The sequence below is a fragment of the Lacinutrix sp. MEBiC02404 genome, assembly GCF_053601575.1.
In genome coordinates this window covers 161,460-179,734 of the sequence record NZ_JBSHNV010000165.1, presented here as the reverse complement: position 1 = coordinate 179,734, position 18,275 = coordinate 161,460, and the positions used below count along the sequence as shown (strand labels likewise).

Annotated in this window: 13 protein-coding genes; 3 read left to right on the top strand and 10 right to left on the bottom strand. The window is 31.7% G+C overall.

Annotated elements, in window-relative coordinates:
• The 3 genes from ACVCXO_RS08695 to ACVCXO_RS08685 form a co-directional block, all read right to left on the bottom strand.
• A partial coding sequence (locus tag ACVCXO_RS08695; protein WP_452229196.1) for a hypothetical protein occupies positions 1-1,011 on the bottom strand: 1,011 nt, incomplete at its 3' end.
• A gap of 108 nt (positions 1,012-1,119) precedes the next feature.
• Positions 1,120-3,303, bottom strand: coding sequence for a hypothetical protein (locus ACVCXO_RS08690; protein ID WP_452229195.1), 2,184 nt, complete (start codon positions 3,301-3,303; stop codon positions 1,120-1,122).
• 88 nt (positions 3,304-3,391) lie between these two features.
• Positions 3,392-5,533: a hypothetical protein gene (locus tag ACVCXO_RS08685; RefSeq protein ID WP_452229194.1), complete on the bottom strand. Its 2,142-nt coding sequence runs from the start codon at positions 5,531-5,533 to the stop codon at positions 3,392-3,394.
• A gap of 234 nt (positions 5,534-5,767) precedes the next feature.
• Here ACVCXO_RS08685 and ACVCXO_RS08680 point away from each other — a divergent pair, with 234 nt between their 5' ends.
• The gene (locus ACVCXO_RS08680) at positions 5,768-6,280 is read left to right on the top strand and encodes a DUF3124 domain-containing protein (protein WP_452229193.1); all 513 of its coding nucleotides are present in this window, start codon (positions 5,768-5,770) and stop codon (positions 6,278-6,280) included.
• Between the two features lie 22 nt (positions 6,281-6,302).
• Here the strand turns inward: ACVCXO_RS08680 and ACVCXO_RS08675 are convergent, their stop codons facing one another.
• The 7 genes from ACVCXO_RS08675 to ACVCXO_RS08645 all read right to left on the bottom strand — a co-directional run bounded on the left by ACVCXO_RS08675 (position 6,303) and on the right by ACVCXO_RS08645 (position 14,389).
• Positions 6,303-8,057, bottom strand: a complete 1,755-nt coding sequence (locus tag ACVCXO_RS08675; protein WP_452229192.1) for a sodium:solute symporter — start codon at positions 8,055-8,057, stop codon at positions 6,303-6,305.
• A 188-nt stretch (positions 8,058-8,245) separates the two neighbouring features.
• Positions 8,246-10,771: a PIG-L family deacetylase gene (locus ACVCXO_RS08670; RefSeq protein ID WP_452229200.1), complete on the bottom strand. Its 2,526-nt coding sequence runs from the start codon at positions 10,769-10,771 to the stop codon at positions 8,246-8,248.
• Between the two features lie 79 nt (positions 10,772-10,850).
• On the bottom strand, positions 10,851-11,396 hold the full coding sequence (locus tag ACVCXO_RS08665) for a mechanosensitive ion channel domain-containing protein (protein WP_452229191.1): 546 nt from the start codon (positions 11,394-11,396) through the stop codon (positions 10,851-10,853).
• A 90-nt stretch (positions 11,397-11,486) separates the two neighbouring features.
• Entirely contained in the window at positions 11,487-12,074 is a 588-nt protein-coding gene (locus ACVCXO_RS08660) for a Maf-like protein (protein WP_452229190.1), read from the bottom strand.
• Positions 12,074-12,988 (bottom strand): geranylgeranylglycerol-phosphate geranylgeranyltransferase, encoded by a 915-nt coding sequence (locus tag ACVCXO_RS08655; RefSeq protein ID WP_452229189.1) that lies wholly within the window; start codon positions 12,986-12,988, stop codon positions 12,074-12,076. Before ACVCXO_RS08655 ends, ACVCXO_RS08660 begins: the two co-directional genes overlap by 1 nt.
• Before the next feature lie 70 nt (positions 12,989-13,058).
• A complete protein-coding gene (locus ACVCXO_RS08650; RefSeq protein WP_452229188.1) occupies positions 13,059-13,589 on the bottom strand; it encodes a KdsC family phosphatase in 531 nt (176 codons plus the stop codon).
• Positions 13,590-13,594: 5 nt separating this feature from the next.
• Positions 13,595-14,389, bottom strand: coding sequence for a Rossmann-like and DUF2520 domain-containing protein (locus tag ACVCXO_RS08645; RefSeq protein ID WP_452229187.1), 795 nt, complete (start codon positions 14,387-14,389; stop codon positions 13,595-13,597).
• An 84-nt stretch (positions 14,390-14,473) separates the two neighbouring features.
• On the opposite strand from ACVCXO_RS08645, the gene ACVCXO_RS08640 reads away from it, so the two are divergent.
• Together ACVCXO_RS08640 and ccsA are read left to right on the top strand one after the other, a co-directional pair.
• A complete protein-coding gene (locus tag ACVCXO_RS08640) occupies positions 14,474-14,878 on the top strand; it encodes a group III truncated hemoglobin (protein ID WP_452229186.1) in 405 nt (134 codons plus the stop codon).
• Positions 14,879-15,098: 220 nt separating this feature from the next.
• A complete protein-coding gene (gene ccsA, locus ACVCXO_RS08635) occupies positions 15,099-18,272 on the top strand; it encodes a cytochrome c biogenesis protein CcsA (RefSeq protein WP_452229185.1) in 3,174 nt (1,057 codons plus the stop codon).
• Positions 18,273-18,275: the final 3 nt, after the last annotated feature.

Below are 18,275 nucleotides of genomic sequence, written 5' to 3'. Positions count from 1 at the left end.
ACGTTCTGCAATTGGTTGATTCCTACTATTAAATAGCGTAATTGTATTTACGCCATTAAAAAGATCGTTTTTTAAAAGCTTTAAATTATAGCTATAATATGCTTCGCTTATCGTTACCGGAATGGCAGATAATACATATCCTTTTCTGTGAATTACAGCAAAAATAGTTTCTCCTTTTTGCTGCTCTATGGTGGCTTTATTTGTTGCTATACTTAAGCCTACTACATCATTGGTTTCTACATTTTCTGTTTTATGAATGATAAAACCAGTTTCTTGTGCTTTAGGTATTTCGAATTTTAGATTATTTACAACAACATAGTAGTTGTTTTCAGAATAAGCTTTTAAAACAAAGTTTCCTAGTCCGTTTTTATCACTAGTGATTTCAGAAATAACTTCTCCATTAGCATCCGTTACGTTGGCACGTAATGCAATAGGTGTATTATTTTGGGAAACGGTAAAATATATCGTGTTTTCGGTGTTGTCTAATAGTACATTACTTTCTGGGTAAAACTGAAAGTGAATAGCTTCGTTTTTGGATACTTCGTTTTCTTGCGAGTCTATAAAACCATCTTGCAAATTATTTACTTGAATTGGTTTTATATACGCATTATTAAAACCACGATTCCAGTTGGTGTCTAGCTGTATATAATAGGTGTTTGTTTTTAAATCTTCTGGAAGTTTAATGCTTCCTGATACCTTTCCGTTTTCTACTAAAACTAATTGATGCGCTATTAGATTTTTATCTGCATCATAGATGTTTATGTGCAAATTTGTGGTTCTATAACTTGGTGTTTCCGTGATATCATAAGCTACATAGGTTTTAAACCAAATGTCTTCTCCTGAAAAATATACAGACTTATTAGTATGCAGCGAAAATTTTTCTAAATACTCTTTGTGTAAAAAGTTATTTTCTTTAACAAATGTATTTGTTGCAGCGCTTTTATCATTTTGTGCTAAACTGATATTAAAAACAAAAAATAGTACTAAAAGTAATTTGTTCGCGTATTGCATATTTGTAGGAGTTTAGTGTTAAAAGTAGTAAATTTTTTATTAAGTATTCCTAAAATAAGTATTCCTAAAACTAGTGGCGATTAATTCCTCTTTACTAATTCTATGTGTTTATAATTCTATTACTTTATAGATTAAATCACCATCAGCATTAAACCCATTGATGATTAGTTTTATCTTTTCGTATTTAGATTTTTTGATTTTTAAAATATTAGAACGATTAGGTTTTACAGTAAAATTAGGAACCCAATCTATAGCTTTAAAATAATAGGTGGATTGTAAATCTTGAAAGTACAGTTTGCTATCCGCAAACGTACTCTTTTTCATGTTAAAACCGACTTGTGTTTCATAGTCTTTAGCAAAAATCGTTTTGTTTCTTTTGCGACTAAAACCTTTTCTAGTTATTAAGTTTATAGCACCTCCAGATCCTTGCAGACCATAACCAGCTCCAGACATATTAACGGTAATTAGTTCAAAATCGGTAACGCTATATTCAGCGATATCTAAACCATCGGTTTGACTCATCGGAGCACCATCAATAAAAAATAACATGAGCGCTGTGGACGTGATACTTGTAGGTCTTGTTTTGAGTATTGTGTAGGTCCCGTTATCTAATTTTTGTATGCGAATTCCTGGCAGAGCTTCAAGATATTCTATCAGACTTTTTACGCCATCTTTCTCCAAATCAATTAAATGATCTTGAGAAAACCCTGCGCTAATTCCTAAATACGGATTTTCTTTTTTAATTTCTTTTAATCGTTGTTGTTCTTTGTTAACTATATCTTTTAAAAAGACTTCTTCCAGTTCTTCTATTTCTTTGTTTACCGGAAAGAGATTCACTATTTCACTATTGTTATTCTCTTCTTTTGCTTTTTCTTCCGTAGTATTTTTAACGGTGATTTTTTTGACGGTATTATTTTTTAAAATACTATCTGCTTTATACGCAACAAAATCTTTATAAATATAGAATTCCCCTTTTGCGATTTCTCCTTTCTTGTTTACTAAAGAAAGCTTGTAATCGGAAGGGTATTTTATTAGTAAATTTTTGAATTCAAATTTTTTATCGGAACTAATAGGGCTAGTAATTAATAAATTGTTTGCGTGGGAGGTGAGCATAACGCTATAATTCTTGGTATTCTGTATTTTAGTATTAACGGTTCCAGTAATTTGTAAACCATTTTCATTTTCAAGAATAGGAGTTATGTTTGTTCTGTTTTTATATGGAAAAGCATCGTAAGAACTACTTGTTGCTAAAACATCATCCGTATTAGCCAATAGTGTTTTAGTAATGGTAGCCTCTTTATCTATAGCTTTTGTTTGTTCATGTAAAACCGAAATACTAATATTAGTTTCTTTCAGGATGTTTAATAATTTAAGATCTAAGCTTATGGAATCGCTGGTTTCTTTTAATATACTAGAAGTGATATCTATTTCCTTTTCCGGTTTATGGTAATAATTACACTGTGCTAAAATGTTATTTTGTTGGTTAAAAACAGTAATCGTATTTGTGCCTTTAAATAAATCAATGGTATTAAAATTTAGCGTGTAGGTATTAATTCCTTGTATTAACTTTATTGGAGCAACAGATTTTGCGGATCCTTTTTTGTGTAAGACGGCATAGACGAATTTTTCTTTTTCCGCTGCTACAGTATTACTATTGGTTTTTAGTTGAAACGTAACAATCTCTTTATTTCTAGGCTCTTTTTTTTGTAATATGTATCCTATTTTATTTTCTGCAACGAATGCTTCTTTTGTATTGTTTTTCAGGTTAGCTATTTCATTGTCTTCTATTGTTTCTATAGAAGTTGTAGTATCCTCTATATTGTAAATTTGAATAGGAAAAAGAGCACCTTCCTTAAAGTTTTTATTCCATTGCGTGTTTAATTGAATGGTGTAATTCCCTGTTTTTAGGTCTTTCGGAATTGGAATAGATCCATAAGAAGTTCCGTTATCGGTATAAAACAATTCGCTTAAAACTAGTTTATTGTCAGAGTCGTATAAGTTAATATGAAGATTAGAAGTTTCTAGAGATGGTTTGTTGTTTTCTTCGTGAACCACATAGGCTTTGAAAAATATTTCCTCTTGAGAGAAATAAATGCTTTTGTTGGTGTGTAAATAAAAACTCTCTAAATTATAGGTGTTAAAATAACCATTATTAATAATATTAGAGATCGGGTCTTTGCTTGTGCTGTTTTGAGAAACAAGTGAATTGGGTGCAAAGGCACTATCGTTTTGCGCTAAACTGATATTAAAAATAAAGAATAATACCAATAGTAAAGCAGTAGAATATTTCATGTTTTTATACGTTTAGCGCTAAAGATATTTATTTCATCTATATAAAAATAATTAGTATTGATAAATAATTTTTCACCATTCTATGTGTTTATAATTCTATTACTTTATAGATTAAATCACCATCAGCATTAAACCCATTGATGATTAGTTTTATCTTTTCGTATTTAGATTTTTTTATTTTCAAAATATTAGAACTATTCGGTTTTAAAGTGTAGTTCGGGATCCAGTCTATAGCTTTAAAATAATAGTTGGATTGCAAATTTGGAAAGTATAATTTACTATCTTCTAGCGTGCTTTTTTCTATGTTAAAGCCTATCTCTGTTTCGTAGTCTTTTGCGAAAGCAGTTCGGTTTTTGTTATAATTCAAATTACCTCTGGTTATTAGGTTGATAACGCCATTGGAGCCTTGCATACCATAACCAGCTCCAGAAATATTTATCGTTATTAATTCAAAATCGGTTACATTTAGGTGTGCAATATCTAATCCATCTTCTTGACTAAAAGACATGCCGTCTACAAATACAGACATAAGGGATGCGTTAGCACCCTTATTTAAAGTAGTTTTCCTGTCTTTATATATTCTAATAACCCCAAAATCATAAACTACTCGTATTCCTGGAATTTTCATTAAATAATCCGTAAGACTTGCATTACTGTCTTTATCTAAATCAATCAAGTAGTTGTCAGAAAAACCAGAGCTAATTCCTAAATACGGATTCTCTTTCTTTATTTCTTTAATTCTTTTTGTTTCTATAGATATCACATCCTTTAGAAAAACCTCTTCCAATTCTTCTATTTCTTTATTTACAGGGAAGTAATTAACTATATCGTTTTTATCTTCTTTGACTTTTTCTTCCGTAGTATTTTTAACGGTGATTTTTTTGACCGTATTATTTTTTAAAATACGATCTGCTTTGTAGCCAATAAAATCTTTATAAATATAGAATTCTCCTTTTGCGATTTCTCCTTTCTTGTTTACTAAAGAAAGCTTGTAATCGGAAGGATGTTTTAGTAGTAAATTATGGAATTCAAATTTTTTATCAGAACTAATAGGACTCGTTACTAATAAATTGTTTGCATGAGAGGTCAGCATAACGCTATAGTCTTTGGTGTTCTTTATTTTAGTATTAACGGTTCCAGTAATTTGTAAACCATTTTCATTCGCTAGAATTGGTATTGTATTTGTTCTGTTTCTATACGGAAAAGCATCGTAAGAGCTGCTTGTTGCTAAAACATCATCCGTATTTGCTAGTAATGTTTTAGTAATGGTAGCATTACTATCTACCGCTTTCGTTTGTTCATGTAAAACAGAAATACTAATATTAGTTTCTTTCAGGATGTTTAATAGTTTAATATTTAAACGTATAGAGTCGCTGGTTTCCGTTAATACACTAGAGGTAATATCTATTTCCTTTTGTGGTTTATTGTAATAATTTCTTTGTGCTAAAATTTTATTTTGTTTATTAAAAACAGTAATCGTATTTGTGCCTTTAAATAAATCGGAGGTATTAAAATTTAGGGTGTACGTATTAATCCCTTGTATTAGTTTTATTGGTGCTACAGATTTTGCAGATCCTTTTTTATGCAAAACAGCATAGATAAATTTGTCTTTTTCTGCTACGACAGTAGTGCTGTTGGTTTTTAGCTGAAACGTAACCATATCCTTGTTTTTAGGTTCGGTTTTTTGTAGTACGTACCCTATCTTATTTTCAATAAGTAATACTTCTTTTAGATTGTTTTTAGTGGTAACTATTTCATTGTTTTCTATTGTTTCTATAGAAGTTGTGGTATCCTCTATATTATAAATTTGAATAGGAAAAAGAGCGCCTTCCTTAAAGTTTGTATTCCATTGCGTGTTTAGTTGAATGGTGTAATTTCCTGTTTTTATGTCTGTCGGAATTGGAATAGATCCATAAGATGTGCCGTTATCGGTATAAAACAATTCGCTTAAAACCAGTTTATTATCAGAGTCGTATAAGTTAATATGAAGATTAGAGGTTTCTAGAGATGGTTTGTTGTCTTCTTCATGTACCACATAGGCTTTAAAAAATATTTCCTCTTGAGAGAAATATATGCTTTTGTTGGTGTGTAAATAAAAACTCTCTAGGTTATAGGTGTTAAAATAACCATTATTAATAACATCGTAAAGCGGTTCTTTAGGTGTGTTATTTTGAGAAAAGGAAAAAGTAGTAATTAATAAACCAGTAAAAAAAAGTAGTAGTTGTCTCATAGTTTAGGTTTTAGTAGTCGAAGCCTAACAAATATTGTGCCTTAAATTAACATTTTGTTAAGAAATCATTTTTTCTATTATAAAACTATATTTATTAAAATAGTAAGTTAAATTTGTGATGCTTTATTATTTCTCTTAAATTATTAGGATGTAAAGAAGATTGCGATTACATATACTTACCATAGATTTACAGGAGATATAGATATAGGTCAAATGGTTTAAAAATTATTAAATATGAAAAATGTATTACTAGTAACTTTGGTTGTTTTATCGGTATTTGGATGTGATGAGAAAGCAAAATATGATGCTTTACCATCTACGAATTGGCAATCTATAAAATGGGAAAAAAAATTAAACGATTCCCTAAAAGCAGGATCTACCTATTTATCTGTTTACTCGCAAGTATATAGTACTACAGAACATAAAACACATGATTTAACAGCAACAGTAAGTATTAGAAATATTAATAAAAGGGATACTATTTTTGTGAAAAACGCCAATTATTTTGATACTAAAGGGGACTTAACAAAAACGTATTTTGAAAAACCAATTTTTATAAAACCCATGCAAACTATAGAGATTGTTATAGCGGAAAAAGATAAATCTGGCGGGACTGGAGCCAATTTTGTTTTTGATTGGTTAACACCAAAAAACGCTCAGGCTCCTTTTTTTGAAGCCGTAATGATTACAACCTATGGGCAACAAGGTTTATCTTTTACTACACAAGGGATATCTATAAATGAATAATTAGTTTCCTCTAAAACTTCTATTAAAGCATTACAACATAGCCAAAACTGCATAAAGCAACGGCAATTAGAGATAAAGCTAATCTGCTATTATTTCTTAAATCTTTAAACGAAATAAGCAAAGCGATAGCCATCACTAGCATACAACCGACAAAGTTTAACCATAAAAACGGAAGGTTTATAAATTCGTATTCATTTAAAAGAAATAAGCTAATTACAAGTACTTGTGTAATTAATGCAGCCACAAAAACAGCATTTGCTTTTACCGTTTTAAAGAAAAATGCCAGAAGGAAAATCCCCAAAACATTGCCATAGAAAATAGAACCTATGATATTCACTAATTGAATTAAATTTTCGGCAAGATTGGCTACGCAAGCCACGCCAATGGCTATAATTCCCCAAGCTAATGTAAATAATCTGGAGGTTTTAACCATTTCTTCGTCTGTCTTCTCACTCGTATTACGCTTGTACAAATCGATAGTAGTAGTACTTGCTAAAGCATTCAATTCACTAGAAGTACTAGACATTGCAGCACTTAAAATAACCGCCAATAATAAACCAATCAATCCTCTTGGTAAGTTGTTTAAAATAAAGTGAATAAACACATAATCTTTATCGTTGCTTTCCACTTTTACTTGTTGTGCTTCACCAGCTTTATCAATTAAAAGTTTTGCTTCGTTTCTAATATCATCACTTGCTTGATTTGCAAGATGGATGTAGTTTTTTAACTGTTCACTTTCTTCCGCAGTATATTTATTTATTAAGATTTGCTTGTCGTTAAATATTTTTTCTTGTTCTAGCTGAAGTCCTTTGTATGCTTCTGCATATTCCGAATTTAAAACGACCTCCGTTGCTGTCGGATTAAAATTCATTGGCGCAGGATTGAATTGATAAAACACAAATACCATCACACCAACTAGTAAAATAAAGAATTGCATAGGTACTTTTAATAGACCGTTAAAAATCAATCCTAATTGCATTTCTCTTAGCGATTTACCAGAAAGATAACGTTGCACCTGACTTTGGTCGGTACCAAAATAGGAAAGCATTAAAAAGGTTCCACCAATAATTCCAGACCAAAATGTATAGCGATTATTTAAATTGAAAGAGAAGTCTAAAACCTCCATTTTTCCGCTAGCTCCAGCAATATCTAAAGCTTTAGAAAAAGTAATATCTGCAGGTAGTTTATTAATGATTAAAACAAAAGCGATCACCATTCCTGTGAAAATCACAACCATTTGATGTTTTTGTGTTACGTTTACAGCACGTGTACCACCAGAAACAGTATAAATAATTACTAGAACTCCAATAATGATGTTTAGTAATAATAAATTCCAACCAAGTACCGCAGATAATATAATTGCCGGTGCAAAAATGGTGATTCCTGCTGCCAAACCTCGTTGTATTAAAAATAAAATTGCCGTTAGCGTTCTTGTTTTTAAATCGAATCTAGTTTCTAAAAATTCATAAGCAGTATAGACTTTGAGTTTGTGATACAACGGAATAAAAACCATGCAAATCACAACCATGGCTATTGGTAATCCAAAATAGAATTGCACAAAACCCATTCCGTCATTAAATGCTTGTCCGGGAGTAGAAAGAAAAGTAATAGCACTTGCTTGCGTTGCCATTACCGATAAACCAATGGTCCACCATTTAGAGGAATTTCCACCTTTTAAAAAATCTTGAACGTTTTTACTGCCACGCGTTTGCCATGTTCCATAACCAACAATAAGTAATAAAGTACTAATAAGTACAATCCAATCTAATGTTTGCATAATTTATAGTGCTTTGGTTATAAAGTAAAAAACAAGGATATAGATTGCGTTGGCTACAAGTACTAGTGTGTACATGTTACTCCATTTGTATTTTGGTTGGTTCATTACAGTTAGTTTTAAAGATGATTTGAAACGAAGTTATTCTAGGTCGCACTTGTTCAAAGTTTACGACAAGCTCATATGGAAATTTAGTGCTTTATTGCGTTTTCGGTATTCATATTCTCTTTACCAATACTCAACATATTTGCAAATAAGCGATACGCTCCAGAAACGCCAGCAGGAAATTCTCTAAAGAAACTCAATCCGGTGTATATATAATATCCTTTTCCGTGCTTGGCAACTAGTAAACTTCCTTTTTTTGCAGATTCTCCTTTATCATGCATCGATAAAATAGGGGTGAACTCCTTAGACCATTTGTCTGGGAAATATAAACCACGTTCTTGTGTCCAACCTTCAAAATCTTGTTCTGTTATTTTATTCGGAAAATTAAGTAACTCATGATCGGGTTTTAACAAAGTTACTTTCGCATTTTCGTCGGTTACACGATCTCTAGAAAGTTCTAAAGAATACGGAGCAAGTGCTTCGGTTTTTAATCTATGGTTCGTGTTGTATTGCACAATCATGTTTCCACCATTAGCTACAAAATCAAATAAAGCTTGTTGTTTAAATTTTAAGGTTTCTACCGTATTGTATGCTCTAATACCCACAACAACAGCATCAAATTTGCTTAAAGTTTCTGCGTTTATATCGTCTGGTTTTATAGTAATAACGTTATAACCAATTTGTTGTAAACTTTCTGGAACCACATCTCCAGCACCTTCAATATATGCAATGTTTTCACCTCTTTTTTGAATGTCTAAACGAACGATTTTACTTTCACTTGGTAATAGAACCGTTTGAAACGGAATGTGGTCATAGTCCATTTCAATAAGCTCTTTGGTGTATGTCTTTTCACCAACGTGAACCATCGGCGTTATTAATCCTTCACTTTGATTTTTTGGAGGAATAATAGTAAAAATTAAAGTCTGCTCTTGTCCTTTATACGTTATTGAGAATTTTTGTTTCTCCGGAAAAACGCTCCAATCTTTAGGATGTGCAATTTCTACAAATCCTTCTAAATTATCTCTTCCTGCGCGAACAACTACCGGGATTTCTTTTTGTGAATCATTTTCAAAAATGATTACTTTTTCTGTGATTTTAGCGGAAGCTTCGGGAGTGATTTCAAAAGGCTTATACACTTCGCCTTTTACAGGATCGTTGGTTTTGTAGATTATTGGCTTTGTGAAACTAATAGGAACATTATTAATATTTAAATTAAAAGTCACATTAAAATAACGTGGTGTTTCGGGCTTTCCAATGAGGCTTTTATCATCCACTTGATACATGCCAAGCGTTCCTTTTTTTGTTAACCAATATGGCGTGGTTACTTCTTGATTTGCTTTTACTGTAAAGGATTTTTTAAGTGCTAAATTTTCGTTTTTTGCTAATATTTTTTCTTCGGAAACAACAGCGTCCTCATTAATTTGTATCCCTTTTAATTGTACGTTTTCAGAAGCTCTATTAATAAGCTCCAAGTTTAAATTTACCGTTTCATTTGCTGTTGCGTGATTGTTTTCAGCTACTGCTTCTAAGTATAATCCTGCACAATTGTAGATGAGGTTTTTAATTTCTTCGGATTTAATTCGTTTCCAATGATTATCCTCTAATTTTTCAATTAATGTATATGCTTTTAGTAATTCTGGAATGGAAGCGGAAGGGTTTGTAAAATCGAAATCTTTTTCTACTTGGTATAAAATGTTTCCTATAGCATTTCCGCCAGTAATACGATTCCATGTGGTATCAATTCCTTCAAAAATATTGGATTTATCCGAAGGCATTTCCCCTTTAATCAATTCGATATATTCCATTTGGCTACCACGAGTTCCTGTGTTACCAAATCCTTGTGATTTATGCTGACTTCTACTTAAGGAAGCAATTTCAGTATTACTCAATCCGCTAGACGCATAATATGCACCAATATCAAAGTTTAAAAGTTTGCTTTTATCGGCTTTATCAAATTTTTCTTGACTTCCATAAAACCACCAAGAGGTATTAAAAAATACACGTTGTGCCTGCCAAACGCTAGTGTTATTTAGTTGGCTTGGGTACTTTGATTTGTCGTTTGTAATATCGAATGCCTCCAAGCTCAACATTGCAGAACTGGTATGATGACCATGTGTAGACCCTGGACTTCTGTGGTCAAATCGATTAATAATAATGTCTGGTTTAAATTGTCTAATAGCCAAAACAACATCACTTAAAACTTCTTCTTTGTTCCAAATAGCCAATGTTTCGTCTGGATGTTTGGAATACCCAAAATCGTTAGCTCTTGTAAACCGTTGTTCGCCTCCATCTATATTTCGTGCCGTAAGTAATTCTTGGGTTCTTATTACACCAAGAAGTTCTCTAATTTCTGGACCAATTAAGTTTTGTCCGCCATCACCTCGAGTCAGCGATAAGTAAGCAGTGCGTGCTTTTACATGATTTGCCATGTACGAGATTAAACGTGTATTTTCGTCATCTGGATGTGCAGCAACGTATAAAACAGATCCTAAAAAATTAAGTTTTTTTATAGATTCGAAAATCTGGGAAGCGTTTGGTTTTTTAGGTTGTTGTGCTTGTGAGCTTGTAACGGTAAATAGAGAAATAAAAAAATAGAGTAGTAGCTTGCGCATCATTTTAGTTAGTTTAGTAACCAAATATAAAAAAGATACTAGCGTGTAGAATGGTTTTAGTCTTTATTTAACTTAATATTTAGATTAGGTCAGAGCCATGTTCAAAATCTTCAATAGCATCTTTTTGAATTAGTGTTACCGCTTTTTGTAAGATGAGGTTATTGGGATAGGTTACTAAATCACCATTATCTTGTCTTAGATGTAATTGAAAAGCTCTAATGTCTTCTATAATAGCTTCTATTGGGAAATCTTTATCGTGAATTTGAATTTTATCTCCAACTTTATACGGAAAAGAGAAAAACATAATTACTCCAGAAGTAATATTACTTAATATAGACCAAATTGCAAAAAGGGCGATTCCTATTACAGCAAAAACAGAAGAGAATACTAAAGCGAGATCTTCTACTTGTGCACCAAAAATAAAAGATTCTATAAGTAATCCAATAAAAAATAAGGTTACCGAAGTATATCTATTTATTAATTGAATTCTAGCTTTGTTTATTTCTGATTTTCTTCCGATTTTACGAATAGAAATTTTTAAAATAAACGATAAGACTAGTAATAAGCCTATAACAATTAAAGAATTTATTAGTTGGTCGTTATAAGTAGCAAAAAAATCTTTCATTAAAATTTATATTTTATTTCCACGAAAGTGGTAATCCTTATTGAAAGGCAAAGATAATTCAGATTTTGTTCTAAAAGAAACAACTTGTGATTAGTTTACCATTTCAAGAAGTGTTTGATAAACCAAATGAAGTGGTAGTCCCATTACATTATAATGAGAACCTTCAATTTTTGTAATTCCGATGTAGCCAATCCAGTCTTGAATGCCGTAAGCGCCTGCTTTATCGTACGGTTTAAAGTTATCTAGGTAGTAATTAATTTCTTCATCAGACAACTTTTTAAAAGTTACTTTGGTGACATTACTTACTGTTTTTTCAGAAGTTTTAGTCGTAAAGCAAACCGATGTAATTACTTCGTGGGTTGCATTGCTTAAAGATTTTAATATTTGAAATGCTTCGTCTTTATCTCTTGGTTTTCCTAATGCTTTTTTGTTGTGCCAAACAATGGTATCACTAGTTACTAAAATATCTTTTTCTTGTAAACCTTCTTTAAAAGGAAGGGATTTTAATTGCGCTAAATAATCTGTGATTTCAAAATGGCGAAGTTTTTCGGGGTATTCTTCAATAACAGGTTTTAATTGTATTTGGAAGTCTAGATCTAAATCTTTAAAAAATTGTTGTCGTCTAGGCGAAGCAGATGCAAGAATTAGGTTGTATTTTTTTAGTTTTTCTTTCAGCATTATTTTAGAATTAAAGGATAAAGTAGCATAGAAAGCATTCCGAAAAGCATAACAAACTTTAAAATAATACTTATATGGGTGTAGTCTTTCTTTGCTTTAGCAGAAAATATTTTGATACTACTATAAATAAGAGGTGCTATAATTAGTAATAAAAAATAGGCTACCGCGAGTTCTTGTTTATATAAAAAGGTAGTGACGTAATAAACAACGGCAAGTATTGGAATTAACGAAAGAACAAAAATGATTTTATTTGTACGATCTCTTCCAATGGCAATTGGTAAAGTATTCATCTGTGCTTTATAGTCACCATCAATATCTTCCATGTCTTTTACCATTTCACGAATGAGGTTTATAATAAAAGCGAAAAAAGCGTAGTCTAAAATAATCTTGAAAAACGTGAATTGTGCATCTTTATTAGAAGCTGTTATGGCAGGAAGTAAATCGAATATACCAACAATAATTAGGCTTAAAGCGACTAAAATAGAAATCACAATATTACCAATAAAAGGGAGTCGTTTTAAATAAGAAGCATACATATAAAGCAGTGCTGAGATAATCACGAACAACGTAAAAAACGGACTTTTACCAACCATATGTGATAAGTAAAAGCCAAGACCAACACCTATAATATTAAGTGCAAAGAATAGATTGTATGCTGTTTTTTCTGAAATAGATGTACCAACAATTACGCGATTCGGTTTGTTTACTAAATCGGTTTCCACATCATAAATATCATTGATTATATTTCCGGCTGCAGCCAAACAAAGCGTTGCTAAAATTAATATAGAAATACCTAAACCGTGTAATGTAATGGTAACTCCGAAAGGCTCGAAAAGCGCATATTTAATGAGTAACTGTACTAAAAGGATCAGTAAAAGGTTTTTCCAGCGAATAAGGTTTAGAATGCTAAGCATTTAATGAAAAGTTAATAAGGAATAATTAATAATGTTGTCACTAATACACGAATGTTTTTTTTACTAAACACTAATCATACTTGGCATCAAAACTTCCATTCCATTTTCCTTGTACTTTAAGTACTTGCTCAATAACATCACGAACAGCACCTTTTCCACCATTTTTATGTGAAATATATTTAGAAATACTTTTAATCTCTGGAACAGCATCCTGCGGACAACAAGGTAATCCAACCAATTTCATAACTGGAAAATCTGGTATATCGTCACCCATATATAAAGCGTTTTCTAATTTTAAATCGTGCTTTTCTAGGTAATCGTTAAGTTGCTCCGTTTTATTATGCGCGCCAAGGTAAATATCTGTCAGGCCTAAATTCTCTAGACGTTTTCTAACACCTTCATTACTTCCGCCAGAAATAATGCATACATGATATCCTTTATCTACCGCAGTTTTTAAAGCGTAACCATCTTTAATATTCATGCGTCTTAGCATCTCACCAGAAGTAGTAATAGTTACTGTTCCATCTGTTAAAACACCATCTACATCAAAAATAAATGTAGTAATTTGATTGAGGTATTCTTTATAGCTTTTGTCTTCCATCGTATTTAATTTTTAATAGATTTTTCTGTTGATTTTACAGCAGGATTATGTGTTTTTTGTATCGATTTAGTAAGTAGTTGGTAAACTTCTTTGTGGTGTTTATCGGTTAGCGCTTTTAAATGTTTTTTTATCGTCTTTTTGTCATTGCGTTTTGCAGGACCAGTTTGCGCTAGAAAAGGAGAAACTTCATCTAGTTTCCTAGCAGTTTCTTTAATTAATGGTTTTAGAATTTCAAACTCTGCACCTTGAGATTCTGTGATTTCATGCGCTAATCTATAAATCTGATTGGTGAAATTATTCACAAAAACAGCAGCCAAATGCAAAGCAGCACGTTGATCACTATTTACTTTATGCGGCTGACTACCAATAGCTTTTGCCAATTTTTTTAATATTGGAAGGTCTTCTTTGTTTTTAAGCGCTTCTAGACATAAAGGAACATCCGAAAAATCTACATTTGCCGCTTTGCTAAACGTTTGCAACGGATAGAAAACACCTCGTTTGTTTTTTTTGTCAATAGCATACAAGCTTACACTACCAGAAGTATGCACCACTAATCTGTTTTCAAATGGAAGTTGTGAAGATAAATCGGCAACGGCATCATCGCTTACCGCTAAAATATAAATATCTGCTTCTACTAAATCCTCTAAATTATCTGTAATTGCAACTTTGGTTTTATACTTTTCAATAGTTCTTAAATTTCTATTGTACCATTGCTTTACAGTTACTTTCTCCGCGTTTGTAAAAGCCTTATATAAATGTGTTGCTACATTTCCTGCGCCAAGTAATACTATGTTAATCATTTTGCTAAAATAATAAGAATAATCAATTACTAATTAAGAATATTTAATTCCTTTGTTTAAAAATAAAGACTTAATTTCGAATACATGAATAAATCCGATATAAATACTCGAGAAGATATCTTTTTATTAGTTTCCAATTTTTATGAAAAAGTAAAAGTAGACGAAAAGCTTGGGCCATTTTTTAATGATACTATTAAAGATTGGGAAGCACATCTAGACCATTTAACTAGTTTTTGGGAAACCAGTCTTTTTATGACCAAAAAACTAGAAAAAAAATACCATGGCAATCCTTTAGCGGCACATGTTAAAGTGGATAAAAAATTTAATCATACTATTGATAATTTACACTTTGGCATATGGCTAAATTTATGGTATCAAACTCTAGATGAGTTGTTTGAAGGTGAAATTGCAGATAATGCAAAAAGAAGAGCGCGAAAAATGGGCACTTTTATGTATATGAATATTTTTGCTGCGAGAGGGAAGGAGTAGGCATTGTTGCTTAAATAGTATGCCGTATGTTATGATAAAATTCTTATTACAGATTTAGCGCCGCAATAACTACTTTGTGAATTTACATCTTTGGAAGTGCTTTAACTTCTATTTCATGTTTCAAATGATGTTACAGTTTTAACTTCAATTTTAACTTCATTATTGGTTTTAAACAAACAAAAATCTGTAAATTTGCACGAGCAAAAAAAAGCTTGTTATTATGTTAAAAAAACTCTCCAATATTCTGTTTTCAACTAGACTAACTGCTATACTTTTTATTCTATTTGCAACCGCAATGGCTGTTGGTACTTTTATGGACGCAGGAATGGATACCTCGCCAACGCCATACAGTAGAAATTTAGTATATAACACCTGGTGGTTTGAGGGAATTATGCTATTTTTTGTTATTAATTTTGTTGGAAATATTTTTAGATTCCGATTATATAAAAAAGAAAAATGGGCAACATTAATATTGCATTTATCTTTCATCTTTATATTATTAGGTGCATTTATTACACGTTATGCTAGTTTTGAAGGTATGATGCCAATTCGTGAAGGAGCTACTGAAAATAAATTCTTATCCCAAAAAACATACATTACAACTTATATTGATGGAGACTATGAAATTGATGGTATTCCACAACGATTACCAGTAGAACGTGCGGTAGATTTTTCGCCTCGTTTAGAAAATAGTTTTGAAGTAGATGTTCGTTATAATAACCAACCAGTTAGTATTTCTTTAGAGAAATTTGTTGGAGGAGCAGAAGAAGATATAATTCCAAATGAAACTGGAGAAGAATATCTTAAAATAGTGGAAGCAGGAGGAGAAGGACCTCATAATCACTTTTTAAAATCTGGAGAAGTACAAAGTATTCATAGTGTTTTAATAGCATTAAATAAGCCAACCAAAGGAGCCATAAACATTACGCAAGAAGGAGATCAGCTAAACATTAATTCGCCTTTTGAAGGAGAATATATGACTATGGCAACCATGGCAACAGGAACCTTAGTAAAAGACAGCTTGCAACCATTAATTTTACGTTCTCGTTATGTAATTGGTAGTATGCAAATGGTTTTTCCTAAACCTGTGGTAAAAGGAGATTTTGGTATTGTGCAAAAATCACAAATGCTAAAAGGTGATGAAGATGGTATTGTTTTAAAAGTAACTGCAAATGGGGAAACCAAAAATGTTGGATTACTTGGTGGACCATATAAAAATAATGCTTTTAAACAGGTTAAAATAGGAGGTTTAGACTTTGCATTCCGTTACGGAGCAAAGGTTTTAGAGCTTCCTTTTAATATTAAATTAAACGATTTTATAGCAGAACGCTATCCTGGAACAGAAAGAAGTTATTCTTCTTACGCTAGTGAAGTAACGGTTTTGGATGAAAATGGAGGGGACTTCGATTATAGAATTTTTATGAATAATATTCTAAACCATGGCGGTTATAAGTTTTTTCAATCAAACTTCGATCCAGATGAAAAAGGAACCATTCTTTCTGTAAACCATGATTTTTGGGGAACTTGGATTACCTATTTAGGATATTTCTTATTGTACTTTGGTATGATAGCTATATTCTTTTCTAAAGGATCTAGATTTGGAGACCTAAGAAGACATTTAGATAAGATTAAAGCGAAAAAAGCAAAATTACTTTCCGTAGTGTTTCTTTGTTTTGCAATGCAGACTTTTGCACAAGAAGAGCAACACCAAGCGCCTACAGGAGCACAAATTGATTCTATTTTAATCGCTAATGCGACACCAAAAGAACATGCCGATAAATTTGGACGATTAGTTATTCAGGATTTAAGTGGTCGTATGATGCCAATGAATACATATGCATCCGAGTTAGTTAGAAAAATACATCATAGCGAAACGTATGCAGGATTAACACCTAATCAAATATTACTTTCTATAAGCGAGAGTCCGTTGCTTTGGTATAACGTGCCAATTATATACCTAAAGCCAATGCAAACAGATTCGCTTAAAACTATTTTAGGTATTCCAAAAGATAAAAAATATGCAACTATTGTAGATTTCTTTGATGAAAACTTAAGCTATAAGTTGAATCCGTATTTAGAAGATGCGTATAAAACGAAATCACCTAACGGGTACCAAAAGGAATTAAAGTTAGCAGATCAACGCGCAACTATTTTGTCTAATGCGATTGAAGGATTAACACTAAAAATATTTCCAATTCCGGAAGACGATAATAATAAGTGGATCTCTCCTTTAGAATATAGAAAAGAAGGTTACAAAGAAAAAATTACAGATTCACTTTACGGAAACTTTGTGAATTCTGGATTTTCAGCATATTTATTTACTTTAAATAAAGCGAAACAATCTGGAGATTACTCGGAAGCTGAGAAATTATTAGAATCCTTTAATAAAACACAGCATAAATACGGAAGTACGGTAATGCTTAACGACAATAAGATAAGCGCAGAGATTAGCTATAACAAATATAATATCTTTAAAAAACTGTATCGTTATTACTTGTTAGCAGGATTTTTAATGTTTGTGTTTTTAATCACGCAAATATTAAGTAGTAAAAGAAAAGGTATCGATGTTGCTGTAAAAATTAGTAAGTGGCTAATTATAGCTTTATTTATTATTCATACTGTTGGTTTAATAGCACGTTGGTATATTTCTGGTCATGCACCTTGGAGTGATACCTATGAAACCATGTTATATGTAGCTTGGTCTGCAATGTTATTTGGTTTATTCTTTGGAAGAAAAAGTGACTTAACCATTGCTTCTACCGCATTTGTAGCTTCTATTATTTTGTTCTTTGCGCATCAAAACTGGTTAGATCCAGCGATTGCAAACCTGCAACCCGTTTTAAATAGTTACTGGTTAATGATACATGTATCTATTATTGTAGCTAGTTATGGACCGTTTGTTCTAGGAATGATTTTAGGAATCGTTTCTCTTATCTTAATGATTGCAACTACAGATAAGAATAAAGAAAAAATGTTAGTCAATATCAAAGAGTTGACCATTATAAATGAAATGGCTTTAACGGTTGGTTTAGTGATGCTTACTATTGGGAACTTTCTTGGTGGTATGTGGGCAAACGAAAGTTGGGGAAGATATTGGGGTTGGGACCCTAAAGAAACTTGGGCTTTAATTAGTATTATGGTATACGCGTTTGTAATTCACATGCGTTTGGTTCCTGGACTTCGTGGTCGTTTCGGTTTTAATCTGATGTCTATAATTGCTTTTGCAAGTATCATGATGACCTACTTCGGCGTGAACTTTTATCTAGCAGGATTACACTCTTATGCAAGTGGAGATCAAGTAATGAGCGTCAAAATTATAGGGATTTCTTGTGCAATGGTAACCCTATTAGGTTTCTTTGCGTATAGAAAGTATGCTAAGTTTTATAAGAAATAAACT